Annotated in this window: 15 protein-coding genes and 1 riboswitch; of the genes, 4 read left to right on the top strand and 11 right to left on the bottom strand. The window is 74.3% G+C overall.

Annotated elements, in window-relative coordinates; translation table 11 throughout:
- Positions 1–159: 159 nt before the first annotated feature.
- From IF01_RS0102200 to IF01_RS0102215, 4 genes are all read right to left on the bottom strand, one after another.
- Positions 160–1,104: an ROK family glucokinase gene (locus IF01_RS0102200; protein ID WP_030391489.1), complete on the bottom strand. Its 945-nt coding sequence runs from the start codon at positions 1,102–1,104 to the stop codon at positions 160–162.
- Between the two features lie 192 nt (positions 1,105–1,296).
- A complete protein-coding gene (locus IF01_RS43460) occupies positions 1,297–1,656 on the bottom strand; it encodes a DUF5304 family protein (protein WP_051742016.1) in 360 nt (119 codons plus the stop codon).
- A 258-nt stretch (positions 1,657–1,914) separates the two neighbouring features.
- The gene (locus IF01_RS0102210) at positions 1,915–3,087 is read right to left on the bottom strand and encodes an ArsA family ATPase (RefSeq protein WP_030391491.1); all 1,173 of its coding nucleotides are present in this window, start codon (positions 3,085–3,087) and stop codon (positions 1,915–1,917) included.
- Between the two features lie 35 nt (positions 3,088–3,122).
- Positions 3,123–3,578, bottom strand: coding sequence for an SRPBCC family protein (locus tag IF01_RS0102215; RefSeq protein ID WP_030391492.1), 456 nt, complete (start codon positions 3,576–3,578; stop codon positions 3,123–3,125).
- Positions 3,579–3,916: 338 nt separating this feature from the next.
- Between IF01_RS0102215 and IF01_RS0102220 the strand changes: the two genes are divergently transcribed.
- Entirely contained in the window at positions 3,917–5,710 is a 1,794-nt protein-coding gene (locus tag IF01_RS0102220; protein ID WP_030391493.1) for an AMP-dependent synthetase/ligase, read from the top strand.
- Positions 5,711–5,787: 77 nt separating this feature from the next.
- Here the strand turns inward: IF01_RS0102220 and IF01_RS0102225 are convergent, their stop codons facing one another.
- Entirely contained in the window at positions 5,788–6,924 is a 1,137-nt protein-coding gene (locus IF01_RS0102225) for a glycosyltransferase family 4 protein (RefSeq protein ID WP_030391494.1), read from the bottom strand.
- Positions 6,925–7,178: 254 nt separating this feature from the next.
- On the opposite strand from IF01_RS0102225, the gene IF01_RS0102230 reads away from it, so the two are divergent.
- A complete protein-coding gene (locus IF01_RS0102230; RefSeq protein ID WP_063764109.1) occupies positions 7,179–8,612 on the top strand; it encodes a glycosyltransferase 87 family protein in 1,434 nt (477 codons plus the stop codon).
- 45 nt (positions 8,613–8,657) lie between these two features.
- On the opposite strand, the gene IF01_RS0102235 is transcribed toward IF01_RS0102230, so the two are convergent.
- The 6 genes from IF01_RS0102235 to IF01_RS0102260 all read right to left on the bottom strand — a co-directional run bounded on the left by IF01_RS0102235 (position 8,658) and on the right by IF01_RS0102260 (position 16,034).
- Complete coding sequence (locus IF01_RS0102235; protein ID WP_051754825.1) at positions 8,658–9,605, bottom strand: hypothetical protein; 948 nt, start codon at positions 9,603–9,605, stop codon at positions 8,658–8,660.
- Positions 9,606–9,841: 236 nt separating this feature from the next.
- Positions 9,842–10,906, bottom strand: a complete 1,065-nt coding sequence (locus IF01_RS0102240; RefSeq protein WP_030391497.1) for a C40 family peptidase — start codon at positions 10,904–10,906, stop codon at positions 9,842–9,844.
- A gap of 253 nt (positions 10,907–11,159) precedes the next feature.
- Positions 11,160–12,323, bottom strand: coding sequence for a C40 family peptidase (locus IF01_RS0102245; RefSeq protein WP_030391498.1), 1,164 nt, complete (start codon positions 12,321–12,323; stop codon positions 11,160–11,162).
- A gap of 10 nt (positions 12,324–12,333) precedes the next feature.
- Positions 12,334–12,487: riboswitch (cyclic di-AMP (ydaO/yuaA leader) on the bottom strand.
- A gap of 343 nt (positions 12,488–12,830) precedes the next feature.
- On the bottom strand, positions 12,831–13,874 hold the full coding sequence (locus IF01_RS0102250) for a C40 family peptidase (protein WP_030391499.1): 1,044 nt from the start codon (positions 13,872–13,874) through the stop codon (positions 12,831–12,833).
- A gap of 211 nt (positions 13,875–14,085) precedes the next feature.
- Positions 14,086–15,387, bottom strand: a complete 1,302-nt coding sequence (locus IF01_RS0102255) for an NYN domain-containing protein (protein WP_051754856.1) — start codon at positions 15,385–15,387, stop codon at positions 14,086–14,088.
- Positions 15,388–15,761: 374 nt separating this feature from the next.
- On the bottom strand, positions 15,762–16,034 hold the full coding sequence (locus IF01_RS0102260; protein ID WP_030391501.1) for a hypothetical protein: 273 nt from the start codon (positions 16,032–16,034) through the stop codon (positions 15,762–15,764).
- A gap of 201 nt (positions 16,035–16,235) precedes the next feature.
- On the opposite strand from IF01_RS0102260, the gene IF01_RS0102265 reads away from it, so the two are divergent.
- Both IF01_RS0102265 and IF01_RS0102270 read left to right on the top strand, forming a co-directional pair.
- Positions 16,236–17,078, top strand: a complete 843-nt coding sequence (locus IF01_RS0102265; RefSeq protein ID WP_244215399.1) for a rhomboid family intramembrane serine protease — start codon at positions 16,236–16,238, stop codon at positions 17,076–17,078.
- A complete protein-coding gene (locus tag IF01_RS0102270) occupies positions 17,075–17,356 on the top strand; it encodes an Lrp/AsnC ligand binding domain-containing protein (RefSeq protein WP_030391503.1) in 282 nt (93 codons plus the stop codon). The genes IF01_RS0102265 and IF01_RS0102270 overlap by 4 nt, the downstream gene beginning before the upstream one ends.
- Positions 17,357–17,386: the final 30 nt, after the last annotated feature.

Below are 17,386 nucleotides of genomic sequence, written 5' to 3' on the forward strand. Positions count from 1 at the left end.
GTCCTCCCCTGGGCGTCCCGGACGACGCTACCGCCCGGACCGCCGGGGCCGCCGACGGCGCGACACCGCCCGGCGGAGCGACACCTCCCGACGGAGCGGGAACGACGGCGGCCCGGTCCGCGCGGGACCGGGCCGCCGTCGGCGGTGCGGGGGGACGGGTCAGACCGTGCGGGCCAGGTCGGCCGCGCCGGCGATGCCGGCGGCCGAACCGGTCGAGGCGAGCACCACCTCGGCGCGCGGGCGGTGCACCCCGCCGGTCAGGTAGTGCTCGAAGGCCTTGGCGACCGGGTCGAGCAGCAGCCGGCCGGAGTCGGAGACGCCGCCGCCGAGCACGAAGACGGCCGGGTCGAAGAGCGCCGCGAGGTCGGCCATCCCCCGGCCCAGCCAGTCGGCCAGCTCGGCGTAGCACTCCAGGGCGAGCGGGTCGCCCTCCTCGGCGGCCTGGGTGATGTGGATGCCGCGGATGGTCTCGGCGACGCCGTCGTTGAGCTCCAGCATCCGCTTGCCGCGCACGGAGTCCTCGGCGGCGCGCTCCCGGCCGTACCGGCGCAGGGCGCGGCCGGAGCCGTACTGCTCCCAGCAGCCCCGGCCGCCGCAGCCGCAGGGCAGGCCGTCCGGGACCATGTTGAGGTGGCCGATCTCGCCGGCCACGCCGAACCGGCCGCGGTGCAGCCGGCCGTCCAGGACGAGGCCGCCGCCGATGCCGGTGCCGACGGTGATCAGCACCATGTCGCTGTAACCGGCCGCGGCGCCGAAGCGGTACTCGGCCCAGGCGGCGCAGTTGGCGTCGTTCTCGACCACCGCGGGCAGGCCGGTCAGCTCCTCGACCCGGCCGCGCAGGGGCTCGTCCTCCCAGTCGATGTTGGGGGCGAAGATCACCGTCGAGCGCTCGCGGTCGACGAAGCCGGGGGCTCCGATGCCCGCAGCGGTCACGTCGGGGTACTGCTCCTTGAGTTCGCGCACGGCCTGCGCGATGGCGTCGACCGCCCACTGCGGGTCGGCCGGGGTGGGCACCCTGGTCCGGGCCAGGATCTCGCCGGCCTCGTCGACCACGCCTGCCGCGATCTTGGTCCCGCCGACGTCGACGCCGATGGTCAGAGCCATGTGTCCCTCAGCTATTCACTCGTTCCCGCTGGACGGAACGGTACCGCCCAACCAAGCCCCCGTACACACCGTCGCATACATTAACCGAAGACAATCCGCTCCCAACCCGCCCGAGCCCCTTCAAAAGTCGTACATTTTCACCGGTGGCATCACAGGGTGAAGCCACGATGTGACCCGGAGGGGATCAGGGGTTCACTGCTTGGCGGACGGTCCCTCAGCTGCGTCGTCGAGGTCCACCCGTTCGGTGCGGGTCGGCTCCCCGGCGGTCCAGCGGTGCTCGTGGCCCGCCACGGCGGCCCGGTAGGCGGCCAGCAGCTCGGCCCCGGCGGCGGCCAGGCCGGTACCGGCGGCGGCGAGGTGGTCGTACACCTCGGGCTGCTTCTCGCGCAGCCGGTCGGCCAGCCCGGCCAGCGAGAGCAGGGTCTCGGCGCTCGCCTCCTGGGCCTTCTCGCCGACGACGGAGGCGAACCGGCGCACCTCGTCCACCAGCGGGCCCAGTTCCGGCCCGAACGGGTGCTCGGCGGTGGGCTCGTTCCGGTCGGTGGTGGTCATCGCGCGCGCCTCCTCAACAACGGTGCCCGCGCCCGCGGCCACCCGCCCCGACGCTACCGGACCCCGTTGGGCCCCCTGCACGGAAGACAGGCGGGCGACCCCCGCCCCGAGCCCCGCGAAGGAAAGCGAGCGGGCGACCCCCGCCCCGAGCCGAAGAGGCGCGCCGGTGCCGAAAGGGAGGCGCGAGGGAGCGACGAAGGAGCGAGGGAGCAACGACCGTCGGCACCGGACAGAAGCGCCCCGGAGGCGAGCGGGCGACTATCGGGGCCAGAGAGCCGGGTCCGGGGCGAAGCGGATCGCCAGCACCCCGTCCTGCAGCCCCGCACCGGCGACCGTGCACCGCCGCAGCGCCGACGGCAGGGCCAGCACCCGGCGGTGCGCGCCCAGGCCGACCACCAGCTCGTCCCCGCGCCGGACCAGGTCCAGGTCCTCCCGCGCGGCACCCGGCAGTTCCAGGCGCCAGACCAGCAGGCCGTCCGCGGCCCGCCGGTCCTCGACGGTCCACGGCCCGGCGGCCCGCGCCTCCGGGCCGGGCCCGGTGCCGTAGAGGCGGTCGGCGACGGCCTCCAGGGTGGCCTCGGCGGGCCCGGTGGTGAGCAGCGGGATGCCGTCCAGAGTGGCGGCGAGCGCGGTCAGCTCGTCCCGGCGGCGACCGGCGAGGGCGGCCAGCCACGGGTCGGGCGAGTCGGCGGCGGCGTCGGGCAGCACCCCGTGCACCACCACGGCGTCCGGGCGGTGGCCGTGCAGGGCGAGGCCGGCCCGGATCCGCCGCAGTTCGGCGAAGGGGTGGGTGTCGGCGGCGGTGACCAGGCGGACGCTGGTTCCGGGCGCGGTGATCGCGGCGCGGGCCTCGGCGAGCGCGCCGGCGGCCTTGGCGCGCGTCTCGTACAGCCAGTCGGCGGGCATCGGGACCCCGGCGAGGCCGGCCAGCAGGGGCCGCAGGGCCCGGGCGGCCTGGCGCTGCTCGGGGACGAGCCGGGCCAGGTAGCGCTCCAGCTGCTCGGGCAGGGCGAGGGTGGCGATGAGGTCGGCGGGCGGCGGGGCGAGCACCACCAGGACCTCGGCCTCGACCGCGGGCAGCGCCCGGAGCAGGGCGAGCCGGGCGGTGCCGGGGAGCGCGGTGAGCTCCTCGGGGTCGAGCGGGTCGGCGCCGAGCAGGTCGAGGGCGGGCTTGAGCCGACCGCCGATCTCGTCGAGCGCGTGCCGGAAGGCGGCCTGCTCGTCGGTCCTGGCGACGGCCAGGCCGGGCGCGTACCCGGCCGGCTCGGCCTCCAGCCGGACGCCGAGCACGGCGTCCAGGGTGCGGTGCGGGTCGTCGGCCGCGAGGAGCAGGGTGCGCCGGCCCTGCCGGGCGGCGTGCAGGGCGGTGGCGGCGGCCACCTCGGGCGCCGCCGGGTCGCCGCTGACCAGGATGGTGCGTGTCGCCGTCATGCCGTACCGCCCCTGTTCCTCCGCGCCGCCGGGCCTCAGAGCGCCGTGCCGGCGGCGGTGTCCTCGACCCGCTTCTTCAGGCCGGCCAGGGCCCGGTCGATGATGACCTTCTCCGCCTTGCGCTTGATCATGCCCAGCATCGGGATCTTGACGTCCACCGCGAGCTGGTAGGTGACCTCGGTGCGGTCGGCGCCGAGCGGGGCCAGGGTGTAGGAGCCGTCGAGCGAGCGGAGCATCTGGCTGCGCACCAGGGTCCAGGCGCACTCGCGGTCGCCGTCCCAGGTGTAGGCGAGGACGTGCTCGTCGCGGATCGCGCCGGCGTCGAGGACCAGCCGGACCTGGGCGGCGCGGCCGTCCTCCGCCGTCTCCAGGACCTCGATCTCCTTGACCTCGCCGGTCCAGGCCGGGTAGGCGGCGAAGTCGGCGATCACGGCCATGACCGTCGCCGGGGTCGCGTCGATGGTGATGCTCGACCTGGTGTGCTCCGCCATGGAATGGCCCTCCGCGTCGTCCCGTGCTGGTCCGGCCGAGCCTGCTCGGCCGGGTGCGCCCGGAGCAGGCTATCGCGCCCCGCGATCAGGGCGGTCCCTCGGTACGCCCCGGAGCGCCCGGGTGCGCCCCCGCCGCGGGGGCGTACGGTCCGTGGCCGACGGCTACCGGCCGGTCACCTCCGGGCTGCCGTAGGGTGCCATTCGAACGACCTGGTCCCGACCTGGTCGGACGGGTCAAGGTGTGACACTTCGAACACCGGAGCCGACCCCCCTGGTCGAAGCTGCCTACCGGGCAGTAACGTCCTGCCGTCCCGCAGCGTCGCGAACGAGGAGCAGTCTTGCTCGACTTCAGCCTTCCGGCCCTCTACCAGGTACCGAGCGGCGGTAACCTCTCCGACCTCGTGCACCAGAACGCCGAGCGGCACCCCGATGTCGCGGTGCTCAGCCGCAAGGTGGACGGCCAGTGGCAGGAGTTGACCGCCGCCCAGTTCCAGGTCGAGGTGCGGGCGGCCGCGAAGGGCCTGATCGCCGCCGGTGTCGAGCCGGGCGACCGGGTGGGCGTCATGTCCCGCACCCGGTACGAGTGGACGCTGCTGGACTTCGCGATCTGGACCGCCGGCGCGATCACGGTGCCGGTGTACGAGACCTCCTCCGCCGAGCAGGTCGAGTGGATCCTCGGTGACTCCGGGGCGGTCGCGGTGTTCACCGAGACCGACACCCACACCGCGGTGGTCGCGGAGGTCCGGGAGCGGCTGCCGGAGCTGCGGCACACCTGGCAGATCGAGGGCCCGGCGCTCGCCGCGCTGGCGGAGTCGGGCCGCGAGGTCACCGACGCCACCGTCGACGAGCGCCGCTCGGTGGCCGACGCCGACGCGATCGCCACCATCGTGTACACCTCGGGCACCACCGGCCGCCCCAAGGGCTGTCAGCTGACCCACGGCAACTTCATGGCCGAGTGCGGCAACGTGGTGGAGCGCCTGGCCCCGCTGTTCCGCACCGGCGAGAGCTCCGTCCTGCTGTTCCTGCCGCTGGCCCACGTGCTCGCCCGGATCGCCGAGATCGCCCCGGCGATGGCCCCGATCAAGCTCGGCCACGTCTCCGACATCCGGGACGTCACCGCCGAACTGGCCGCCTTCCGGCCGACCCTGATCCTGGGTGTGCCCCGGGTCTTCGAGAAGGTGTACAACACCGCCCGGGCCAAGGCGCAGGCGGACGGCAAGGGCAAGATCTTCGACAAGGCCGCCGACACCGCGATCGCCTACAGCCGGGCGCTGGACGCGGGCGGCGCGGGCCTGCTGCTCAAGCTCAAGCACGCCGTCTTCGACAAGCTGGTCTACAGCAAGCTGCGGGCCGCGCTCGGCGGCCGGGCCACCCACGCGATCTCCGGCGGCGCGCCGCTGGGCGAGCGCCTCGGGCACTTCTACCGGGGCATCGGCTTCACCGTGCTGGAGGGCTACGGCCTGACCGAGACCTGCGCGGCCACCGCCTTCAACCCGTGGGACAAGCCGAAGATCGGCACGGTCGGCCAGCCGGTCCCCGGCGCCGCCGTCCGGATCGCCGAGGACGGCGAGGTGTTCTTCAAGGGGCCGCACGTCTTCACCGGCTACTGGAACAACCCGCAGGCCACCGCCGACACCCTGAAGGACGGCTGGATCGCCACCGGGGACATCGGCTCGCTGGACGACGAGGGCTATCTGACCATCACCGGCCGCAAGAAGGAGATCATCGTCACCGCGGGCGGCAAGAACGTCGCCCCGGCCGTGATCGAGGACCGGATCCGGGCGCACGCCCTGGTCGGCGAGGTCATGGTGGTCGGCGACCGCAAGCCCTTCGTGGCCTGTCTGATCACCGTCGACGAGGACTTCTTCCCGAACTGGAAGCAGCTCAACGGCAAGCCCGCCGACGCCACGGTGGCCGACCTGCGCGAGGACCCGGACCTGCTGGCCGCGCTCCAGCAGGCGGTGGACGACGGCAACGCGGCGGTCTCGCAGGCCGAGGCGGTGAAGAAGTTCCGGCTGCTCGACACCGTCTTCTCCGAGGAGAGCGGCCATCTGACGCCCTCGCTCAAGCTCAAGCGCAACGTCGTGCTGAAGGACTACGCGGCCGACGTCGAGGCGATCTACCGCAAGTAGCACCGTACGCACGCGGCTGCGGCCCGCCCCCGTCGTCCGGGGGCGGGCCGCAGCCGCGTGCGCGTCGGGCCGGGCGTTCAGCCCGCCAGCAGCGAGGTCAGCCGCCCGGCCAGCAGGTCCCAGCGCCAGGAGCGGTCCACCCAGCGCCGTCCGGCCTCGCCCATCCGCCGCCGCAGCTCCTCGTCCCGCAGCAGCCGGACGATCCGCTCCGCCGCCGCCGCGGGCGTGCCGCCCGGCACCACGTAGCCGGTCTCGCCCTCCAGCACCGCGTCCGGCGCGCCGCCGGAGTCCCCCGCCACCACCGGCAGGCCGGTCGCCGAGGCCTCCAGGTAGACGATGCCGAGCCCCTCGACGTCCAGTCCCCCGCGCCGGGTGCGGCACGGCATGGCGAAGACGTCGCCGGCGCCGTAGTGCGCGGGCAGCTCCTCCCACGGGACCGAGCCGGTGAACCGGACGGAGGAGCGCACGCCCCGGGCGTCCACCAGCTTCTCCAGCTCCGCCCGGTACGGGCCGCCGCCGACGATCAGCAGCACGGCGTCCGGCACCTCGGCGAGGATCTGCGGCATCGCCTCGATCAGGGTGTCCTGCCCCTTGCGCGGCACCAGCCGGGAGACGCAGACCACCACCGGGCGGTCCGCCAGCCCGAGCCGCTCGCGCACCGCGGCGCCACCGGAGTCCGGGTGGAAGGTCCGCTCGTCCACGCCGGGCGGCAGCTGCGCCATCCGCGCGGCCGGCTCCGGGCCGACCGCGGCGGCGATCCGGGAGCGGGTGTACTCGCCGAGGTAGGTGAGCACGTCGGTGCCCTCGCCGATCCGGCGCAGCAGCTGCCGGGCCACCGGCAGCTGGGCCCAGGCGGCCTCGTGGCCGTGGGTCATGCCGAGCAGCCGGCCGGCCCCGGCCCGGCGCAGGGCGGGGGCCATCAGCCCGAGCGGCGCGGCGGCGCCGAACCAGACCGAGTCGCAGCCCTCCGCCCGCAGGATCTCGGCGGCCCGGCGGGTGACCCGGGGTGTGGGAACCATCACCTTCGTACGGTCGCGCACCACCGGGAAGGGCTGCTCGGCGTCGAAGCGCGCGACCTCGGTGCCGTCGCGCCAGGTGGAGGCGTACACCACGATGCTTCCTGCGGGCTGACGGACGGCCATGTTGTGCACGAAGGCCTGGATACCGCCGGGCCTCGGCGGGAAGTCGTTGGTGACGATCAAGGTCTTGTGCATCAGGCCACGGCTCGCTCGGTCGGGGGGTGCTCGGTGTACCGCTGGGTGATCCGTACGATAGGTCAACACGACGACCCGCCGGGAACGGATCCGTGCAAGGCAACCGTTCCCTCCCCGGGTCTGTCCTAGGACAAGGGTGGTCGGCGTGTCCGGCCCGGCCCCGCGGTGGCGGCCGGTCCCGACCCGCCCGGACTGCCCGGGCGTCCGTCGCGCGGCGCCGCCGACGGAACGTCCGAGACGAACGAGGGAGCGTTGTGGAGTTGGCCCCGGCCACCGAGTCCGGTACACCCAGCGGCGCCGAGGGCTCCGGCACGGCGCTCGCCGTCCGCCGCGAGCCCGTGCAGCGCACCACGCGCCCCTCCGGCCGTTCCGGCGCGCTGCTGGCGCTCGGCGCGAGCTGGGTGGCCACCCGGACGCTGCTGATGCTCCTGGTGACCGGCGTGTTCCGGATGCCCGGTGGGGACATCACCGCCGACGTCTGGCTGATCTACCACGGCTGGTACGGCGTACTGCAGACCGGCACCTTCCCGCTGGACGACGTCACCTGGCAGTACCCGCCGGGCGCCGCCCTGGTGATCCTGCTGCCCGGCCTGCTGCCCTGGTCGTACCTGGTCTCCTTCTGGGTGATCTGCGGCATCGCCGACGCGCTCGCGATGGGCCTGCTGGTCCGCACCGGGCTGCGCAAGGGCCGGGCGCTGACCGGCGCCTGGGTCTGGGTGGCCGGCGTCCCGCTGCTCGGCCCGATGATCTACAACCGCTACGACGTGATCGTGACCGCGATCGCGGTGGCCGGCCTGCTGGCGCTGATCCGCCGCCCGGCGATCGGCGGCCTGCTGCTCGGGCTCGGCGGCATCGTCAAGATCTGGCCGCTGCTCGGCCTCATCGGCACCCCGTCCGGCCGCCGCACCCGGCGGTCCTGGACGGCCGCGGCCGCCACCACCGCCTCGATCGGCTTCCTGCTGGCGGCGGGGATGAACGGCGCGTTCGAGTTCCTGACGTTCCAGAAGGACCGCGGCATCGAGGTGGAGTCGGTCGGCGCGCTGCCGATCCACTTCGCCCGGATCGCGGGCGGCTGGGACGGCAAGGTGATGATGAACTACGGCTCGGTCGAGATGCTCGGGCCGTGGGTTCCGCTGGTCAGCAAGGTGATGCTGGCCGGTACCGTGCTCGGCTTCGGCTGGCTGCTGCTGTGGCGCTTCACCGCCCGCCGGCGCAACGCCGCCACCATGTACGACGCGGCGCTCGCCGCGCTGCTGATCTTCACCGTGACCAGCCGGGTGATCAGCCCGCAGTACCTGGTCTGGCTGGTCGGCGCGGCGGCGGTCTGCCTGACCGTGCGCGGCACCAGCCAGCGGCCGGTGGCGCTGCTGATCCTGGCCGCGACACCGCTGACCCTGGTGGAGTTCCCGCTGGTCTTCGGCGACGTGGTCGCCAGCAGGCCCGGCGCGATCGCCGTCCTGACCGCCCGCAATCTGCTGCTGCTGGTCGCGACCGTGCTGTCCTGCATCCGGCTCTGGCGCTCGACCCGGCGCACCGACCGGGTCCCGGCCACCGTGGTGCTGGCCCGCCCGGAGCCGGTGCCGGCCGCCGCGTTCTCGGTGCGGCCGGGCATCGCGTACGAGCAGGACCTGCTGGACGGCGTGGACGGCACGGCACGGCCCGCGGCCGCCCCCAGCGAACGGCGCTGACCCCGGGCGGACAAGGCCGGCCGGGACGGCGCCGGAGCGCCCGGCTCAGCCCGCCAGGGCGCGGACCTCGGCGAGCCAGAGCCGGGTGAACTCGGCCAGCCCGAGGCCCAGCCGGTCCCGGAACAGCCCGTCCAGCCACGCCTCCCGGTCCGCCCCGGGGGCGGCCGCGCCGGCCGCCCGGTAGAGCGCCACCAGGCGCTGCGGGCCGTACCGGCGGGCGATCAGGTCGCAGGCCAGCCAGGACTGCTCGTAGGCCTGCGCCAGGCCCTCCCCGCCGGCCGTGAGGGCGGCGTCCGCGGGCAGCGCGACGGGCAGCCGTCCGGCCGCGACGTCCCGGGCCAGCTCCGGCGCGATCTGCCGGGCCGTGCGGCCGGAGTCCCGGTAGCCGGTCCAGTCGGCGACCCCCTCGGAGAGCCAGAGCGGTGTCCAGGCCCGGGTGTCGGCCCGGGTCGCCACGTGCACCGCCTCGTGGGTGACCACCACCTGCCGGCCGAAGTCGCTCAGCCGGGCGTACACCTCGGGGTTCACCAGCACCCGGTCGGCCGGGGCGTGCAGGGGCGCGCCCGGCGCCGAGACGGTGACCGCGGCGAGGTCCGACCAGCCGGGCCGGTCGTCGGCCAGCAGCCGGGCGAACTGCTCCCCCGTGGCGGGCAGTTCGAGCAGCAGCCGGCCCGCCCAGGAGCTGCCCCAGAGCGCCTCCACGGCGGACACCGCCCGGTCGCCGACCACGGCCGCCCCCGCGCGCGCGGCCGGGCCGTCGGTGTCCGCGCCGTCCACCCCGAGCACCAGGCAGCGCGCCCCGGCGGCCGCCCCGACGGTGCCGAGGTCCCACAGCGGCGGCGGCCCCCCGGCGCCCTCCTCGCGTTCGATCCGCGGGCCGCCGGCGGTCCGCAGCAGCGTCAGCCGGCGCGGGTGCACCACCGGCTGCTCGTCGTACCCGGTCACCGTGACGGTCAGCTCGGCGGTGGCGGTGGACCGCCCGGCCCGGTCCACCGGTCCGAGCAGCAGGTTCCGGTAGCCCGCCCGCAGCGGTAGCGGGGGCGGCCCCGCGCCCAGCGCCCGGGCCCGCTCGGCGAGCAGCGCCGAGACCTCGGCGTACTCGTCCGAGGCCGCCGCGGCGGGCCGCGCGGGGACGGCCCCGGGCAGCGACAGCTGGGCGAGGCCGCCGGCCGCGAGCAGCAGGGCGGTGCGCCGGGACGGGCCGCGGCCGCCGGCGGGCTCCGGGCGGCTCAGAGCCGGATCACCCCCGAGACCGGCATGGCGTTGACGCTCTCGTAGCGCACCCGGGCACCCGGGTAGGGGGCGTGCACGATCACCCCGCCGCCGGCGTACATCCCGACGTGGTGCATGTCCCGGTAGAAGATCACCAGGTCTCCCGGCCGTGCTTCGGAGATGCTGACCCGCTGCCCGGCGAAAGCCTGGGCCTGCGAGGTGCGCGGCAGGGTCACTCCGGCCTGCCGCCAGCTGTAGTACATCAGACCGGAGCAGTCGAACGCCTTGGGCCCGGTGGATCCGTAGACGTAGGGCGAGCCGATCATCCGCACCGCGGCGGCCAGCGCGGCGCCGCCGCGCTCGGAGGCGGGCGGGGTGGTGCCGAGGTCCAGGCGGTCGGTGCCCCGGGTGGCGCGCTGCTCGGCCTCACGGGCGTCCTGGGCGGCGAGCCGGGCGCGTTCGGTGACGCCGAGGCTGTTGAGCAGCCGCTGCGCCTTGGCGAGCCGCTGCTGGATCTGCTGCTTGCCGTCGGCCAGCACCCTGCGGGTCTGTTCCAGCTCGGCGAGCTTGGCCGAGGCCTCGGCCCGGCGCTGGTCGAGCACCCGCTGACGGCCCAGCACCTCGTGCAGGGTCTCGTTCTGCCGCTCGGCGGCCTGGTCGAGGGTGCGGGCCCGGGAGAGGTAGCCCTCCGGGTCGGTGGAGAGCATCAGTTGGACGGTCTGCGCCATGCCACCGCCCCGGTACTCCGCCCCGGCCACGGTGGCGAGGTCGCCGCGCAGCCGGTTGAGCTCGTCCTGGGAGAGGGCGATCTGCTGCTGGAGCGTGCCGGTCTCGTGCTGGAGCCGCTGCTGGGCCTCCTGGGCGGCGTTGAACCGCTCCGAGGCCTGCTCGGCCTCGTCGTAGAGCTGCTCCACCTGGGCCTTGACGTCCTTGCGGTTCGCCGGGGCGTCGGGCGCGCCGGGGACCGCCTGCGCGGTGCCGCCGGTCGCCACGCCCAGCGCGGTGGTGGCCGCCGCGGTGAGCACCAGCGCCCGGGCGAGCGTGTGGACACCTGACAGCGGGGAACGGCGGTGCGCGGTCATTCGACGTCAACTCCGATCCTGGGCCCGGACCCGCCGCCGCACCGGACCGAGCGGCTGTCGAAGCGGGCGTCCGGTGGCAGACGTTAGCGAGTCAGGGCAACCGTTTCCAAACCCCTCCGAATCCGAATATTCAGTCACTGATCGGACATCAGACCGGTTCGCCCGCCGGAGCCACCGGTGACCGGGGCAAAGCCGCAGGCCCGGCCTCCCCCGCGGGGAGACCGGGCCTGCCGGGAGTCTGCCGACCCGGGGGTCAGAGGCGCACGATGGTGTTGACCGGCATGTTGGACGCCGACTCGTAGCGGACCGACGCGCCCGGCTTCGGGGCGTGGATGACCTGGCCGCCGCCGACGTAGATGCCGACGTGGTGGCGGTCGCCGTAGAAGATCACCAGATCGCCGGGCTGGGCCTGGGAGATGTCCGAGCCGATCCGGGTACCGGCGTTGGCCTGCTCCTGCGAGGTGCGCGGCAGCGACACACCCGCCTGGGCGTACGCCCAGCCGGTGAGGCCGGAGCAGTCGAACGAGTTCGGGCCGGTGGCGCCGTAGACGTACGGGGCGCCGAGCTTGCTCTCGGCGGCGGCGATCGCGGCGGCGGCGCGCGAGCCGTTGGCGGCGGGCGCGGCGGGCGCGGCCGGCTTGGCCGCGGCGGCGGGCGCGGGCGTCGAGGCGCTCAGGTCGGTGCGGTTGGTGTCGCGGGTGGCGCGCTCGGCGTCCGCCTTCGCCTTGGCGGCCTTGGCGGCCTCGGCCTTCGCGGCGTCAGCCTTGGCCTTGGCCTCGGCGGCGGCCTTCTCCTCGGCCGCGCGCAGGGCCTGGCGCTCCTGCTCGGTGAGCGTGTTGAGCAGCTGCTGGGCCTTCGCCAGCTTGCCCTGGACGTCGTCCTTGGCGGTCTTCAGCTGCTGGGTGGTGGACTCCAGCTCGCCGAGCTTGGTCTGGGTCTCGTTGCGGTCCTGGTCGAGCCTGCGCTGCTGCTCCTGGAGCTCCTTCAGCGCGCCGGACTGGGTGGAACCGGCCTGGTTCAGGGCGTCGGCCTGGCTGAGGAAGTTGTCCGGGCTGGCGGACAGCATCAGCTGGACGGTCTGCGATATGCCGCCGGTGCGGTACTGCTCGCCGGCGATCTCGGAGAGGCCGCCCTGGGCCTCCGTCACCACGGCCTGCTGGCGGGCCACCTTGTCCTGCAGCTCGGCGACCTGCTTCTGCAGCTCCTGCTGCTTGGCCTGGGCGCCGTTGTAGTTCTCGGTCGCGACCTCGGCCTGCTCGTTGAGCTGGTCGACCTGCTCCTTGACCTGGTCCTTGGTCGGCGCGGGGTCGGCGTGGGCGCCGGACTGCGCGGAGAGGGCGACGGCAGCGGCGGCGAGACCGGTCATGATCGAGACCCGGGTACGGCCGACGGGCTTGGGACGACGATGGGACGCCACGAAGGCGGACTCCTTCTTCCTCATCCGCCTACCGGGTGAGCTGACGGGTTCGGGCGGAAGCGTGCCCTACGACGCCTCACCGTCCGCGCGAGCGGCCGACCTGGCGCCGATTCACCCCGGAGGAACGTGGTTCCCCGGCTCCGCTCCACCAGCGGACCCCCGACTGCTGGGTCTGGTTCGGACGGGCACCTGAGGCCCCGCCCGGCTGCTTCGCGAACTCGGCGGCGAACCCCACCGCCACCCAGGCTGGGTGATCGACTGTGCGAGGTTCGAAGCACGACCCTAGTAACAGATCCGTGATCCGTTCAAATCCTTGTCAGAAAAAAGCCAGAAGAATACCCAAGTTCCTTTGTGAATATGACCGAGCGTGATCACATCCCCACATCAGGCTGATCATTTCCACCTGGACGGCCCAACGCCCGACCCAAACCTCAGCGCCACCCCCGATCGGAGGTGGCGCTGATCACAGGGGCCGAGAACCGCCCCCGGGAGTGTCGTGGCGGACCGTCAGACCCGGCGGATCGTGTTGATCGGCATGGCGTCGGCCTTCATCACCTTCACCACGTCACCGGTGTGCGGCGCGTGGACGACCATGCCGTTGCCGATGTACATGCCGACGTGGCTGCGGTCGGGGCGGTAGATGATCAGATCGCCCGGCTGCGCCTCGGCCAGCGAGGAGACCTTGCTGCCGTAGTTGCCCTGCGCCTGCGAGGTCCGCGGCAGCGAGACGCCGGCCTTCCCGTACGCCCAGACCATCAGGCCGGAGCAGTCGAAGGTGCTCGGACCGGTGGCGCCCCAGACGTAGGGCGAGCCCTGCTTGCCCATCGCGTTGGCGACCGCGGCACCGGCCATGCCGCTGGCCTGCGGCAGGCTGCCCAGGTCGGTCCGCTCGCTGCCGCGCGAGGCGCGGTCGGCCTGCTGCTGCGCCGCCTTCACGGCCGCGCGGTCGGCGGCGCTGAGCGAGTTCAGCAGGTCCTGGGCGTCCTTGAGCTTCTTGCCGACCTCGGCCTTGGACTGGTTCAGGTCCTTGGTGGTGCTGTCCAGCGAGGCGAGCACGGCGGCCGCCTCGACCTTCTGCTGGTCGAGCCGGCGCTGCTGGTCCTGCAGCCCCTTCAGCGCCTCGGCCTGGCTGGAGCTGGCCTGCTGCACGCTGGAGGCCTTGTCCAGGTACCCGGACGGGTCGGAGGTGAGCATCAGCTGGACGGACGGGTCGATGCCGCCGGTGCGGTACTGCTCGCCCGCCACCTCGGCCAGCCCCGCCTGAAGCTGGGTCATCTGCTCCTGGCCGCGGGCGACCTGGTCCTGGAGCTGGTCCGCCTGCTTGCGCAGCTGGTCGGCCCGCTCCTTGGCGCCGTTGAACCGCTCGGTGGCCTGCTCGGCCTCCTCGTTCAGCTGGTCGATCTGCGCCTTGACGTCGTCCTTCTTGGGCGACGGGCTCGGCGCTGCGTGTGCGGCGACCTGGGCGGAGAGAGCGACCGCGGTCGCAGCGGCCGCGGTGAGCACGGAGACCCGCGCGCGGCTCGGCTGCTTGGGACGGCGGTGGGAGGCCAAAAGGACCGGCTCCTTCTTCCAATGGCCTCACCCGTTGGGGTGAGAATCCGGAAAATAGGTTTGACGCCAGACCCTAGTGAAGATCCACGTTTCGCGCCACTCCCACGATTACTTGAACCTGCCGCCCGCACCGGGACTTCACGAAACCCGCACATGACTGCAATCCCGGCGCTGACCAGCCGTCATTACCGTCGGTTTGCACTCCGGAGAGCTAAGGACGGGACAGCCGGTTCAGCAGCAGCACCGAGGCGACGGGGCGCGCGCCCGCCTTCCGCACGCCGTCCGCCACCTCCTTGTCCGCCGAGACCACCACCACCGGACGGCCCTGCGGCTCCGCCCGGACCAGCCGGCGGATCAGCTCGTCCGCCGTCTCACCGGTCCGGCTGAACCGCACCCGCACCCCGCGCGGTGGCGCCATGATCACCGGCACATCGAGGTCCTGGCCGTCGAACACGCAGGTGACCTCCGCCTGGGTGCGCTGCGCCAGCATCGCCAGTCCACCGAGCAGCCGGATCCGCTGCTGCTCCAGCGGCAGCGTCGGATAGCCCGTCTTGGTGACGTTGTAGCCGTCCACCACCAGATGGACCTGCGGAATCGCCAGCAACTGGTCCAGCAGCGCCGGGTCGTCCTCGGCCAGCCCGCGCCGTGCCACGTCGTGCGGCGAGGCCGAACCCGGCACCACCGCCTCCACCAGGTCCGCCGGACGGATCTGGGAGACCGGCAGCGCCAGCTCCCGCTGGAGGCCCTGGGCCGACTGCAGCACCGTGTCCAGCAGCAGCCGCAGCCGCATGTCCTCGACGCCGCGCCCCTCGCGGGCGGAGCGCCGGCCCTGCTCGGCGGAGTTCTCCAGTTCCGTGACCCGGTGCCGCAGCCGCCGCGCCTCGGTCTCCGCCGCGCCGCGCTCGGCCGCCGCCTGCGCCCTGACCGCCTCCAGCTCGGCGGCGACCTTCCGGGTCTCCGCCTGCGCCCGGCGGGTGTCACTCTCCAGCGAACGCAGCCGTCGGCGCAGCGACTCGGCCTCCTTGCGGACGTCCTCCGACTCGGCCCGCTGGCGCTCCAGGTCGGACCGGGCCGTGCTCCGCAGCTCGGCCAGCTCGGCCTGCAGCTTCTCGACCAGCCGGGTCGCCTCGGCGACCGCGCCCTCGGTACCGGCCCGCTCGGCCTCCTCGCCGGCCTCGGCCACCAGCCGGCTCCAGCCGGCGGACCGCACGAGATAGGCGGCCGCGGCCACGTCCATCGGGTCGGCGGCGCCCGGCACTGCACCCGCCTCCAGGGCCCTGACCAGGTCGGGCTGACCCAGCCGCAGCCGCTCCGCTATCCGCACCCGGAAGGCCGGCTCCGCCTCCAGCGCCGCGGCCAGCGCGGTCGCCGCGTACTTGGCCCGGCGGGCGGGGGTGAACTTGGCGTACTGGCGCAGCGACTGGGGCAGTTCGCCGAGCGGCAGACCGCCCAGCGCGTCGGAGGCCAGACCGACCACCCGCCGGCGCACCCCCTCCGGGAGCGGGCGGTCCAGCGCCTCGGCGGCCGGTCCCGCCGACTCCTCCGAACCGTCCGGCCCCGTCGGCCCGTCCGACCCGACCGCTCCGCCGTCCGCTGCCGCCGGCTCCTCACCGGCGCCGGACTCCTCGCCCGCGGGCGCCTCCGCCGGGGCCTCGGTGCCGGAGGGGGCGGCCACTGCCGCGTCCGGCGCCTGCGCGTCCACAGCGGGCTGCCGCCCCTGCGGCCCGGCGGGCTCCTTCGCTGCGTCCACCACGTCCTCGGCTCCGATCCTGTCCAGCGGGGTACGGCCCTCGGCCGCCACCCCCGTCACACTCCGCGCGTTCTCTCTGTATTGTCCCGTGCGGCGGGCGGCCACGCCGCTCACCGCCCACCGCACGGACCGGGCGGTCAGCCCTGCTCGGGAGCCTCGGCGGCCTCGGCCGCCTCGTCGGCGCCGGGACGGGCGACCAGCTCGACCTGGTCCACGGCGTTGCACCAGCGGCAGCGCACCGACTCCACGGTCTCGCTGAGCACCTGGGTCTCCTCGACCTTGGACTCGCCGGCCAGGTCGAAGTGGAGGAACTCGGTCACCCGGGCGGTCCGGGTCACGTCGAAGCGGGTCAGGTTTCCGCAGAGCGTGCAGCGCCAGCGCGTCTCGGCGGTCAGGGCGGGGACGGTCATCGGGGGTCCTCTCGGGTGGTCCCGGAACGGGCTCAGGCGCTCCCCCCGGAGCCCCGGCGTCGGCGGCGGGAGGCGGGAATGCCCGCCCCAAGCCTATTGCCTGGGGCAACCTTCCCGGCCACCGGCCGAACACTCCCGGGCGGTAGCCCACCTGCCGTAACCGCGCGGTGCCCGGCCGGTACCGGGGGGATGCTGGAGCCCATGGCGATCCCGGTCCCCCACCCCGGCGCGCACCGCGGCCGACCGGCCGCCACCGCTCCGGCCGTCTGCTACGCGCTGATCGCGCTGAACACCGCGGTCTTCCTGCTCGGACCGGCCGCGGGGCTCAATCCGCTCTACGGCCGGGACCAGGCCCGGGTCTGCGCCGAGCAGCGCTACGAGCAGCGCTGGGGGGCCGTGCCCGCCGAGCTCCTGACCGGCCACCCGCTGACCGCGGACCAACTGGCGGAGGCCCCCGAGCCGGTGCCCGGCTGCCCGGCCTCGGCCACCCCCGGCAAGCATCCGGCGCTGTCCGTGCTCAGCGCGCTCTTCCTGCACGCCGGCTGGCTGCACCTGCTCGGCAACCTGCTCTTCCTCCACGTCTTCGGCCCCGCCGTGGAGCACCGGCTCGGGCGCCCCCGGTTCCTCCTCTTCTATCTGGCGGCCGGCGCGCTCACCACCTACGGCTTCGCGCTGGCCGAGGCGCACTCGGCGGACTCGACCCGGGTGCTGATCGGCGCCTCGGGCGCGATCTCCGCCGTGCTCGGCTCCTACCTGCGCTTCCACCCGCACGCCCGGGTCACCACGCTCGTCCCGCTGCTGCTCTTCCTGCCGCTGCGGTTCCCGGCCTGGCTGGTGCTGGGCCTCTGGTTCGCGCTCCAGTGGTGGTCGGTGCACTCCGCCGGACCGGGGGTGGCGTACCTGGTGCACGTGATCGGCTTCATGGCGGGCTTCCTCTTCGCCTGCACCGTGGCCGAGCGCCGCCCCCGCCGCACCCGTCCCCGCGACGGTGCGACCGACGCCCGCTACCCTGGCGGCACCTCACAAAGGAGTACGCCACCGTGATCACCGCCATCGTCCTGATCAAGACCAGCGTCGACCGCATCCCGGAGATCGCCGAGGCGATCGCCGCCATCGAGGGCGTCAGCGAGGTCTACTCGGTGACCGGCGGCTACGACCTGGTCGCGATGGTGCGGGTGCGCCGGCACGACGACCTCGCCGAGGTGATCCCCGGCCGGCTGAACAAGGTCCCGGGCGTGGCGCACACCGAGACCCAGATCGCCTTCCGCACCTACTCCCAGCACGACCTGGAGGCCGCGTTCGCGATCGGCCTGGAGGAGTAGCCGACCGCGAGCCCGCCGGAGCGACGGTCC

Origin of the sequence: Kitasatospora purpeofusca, assembly GCF_000718025.1 — a bacterium.
GTDB classification, from domain to species: Bacteria; Actinomycetota; Actinomycetes; order Streptomycetales; family Streptomycetaceae; genus Kitasatospora; species Kitasatospora purpeofusca.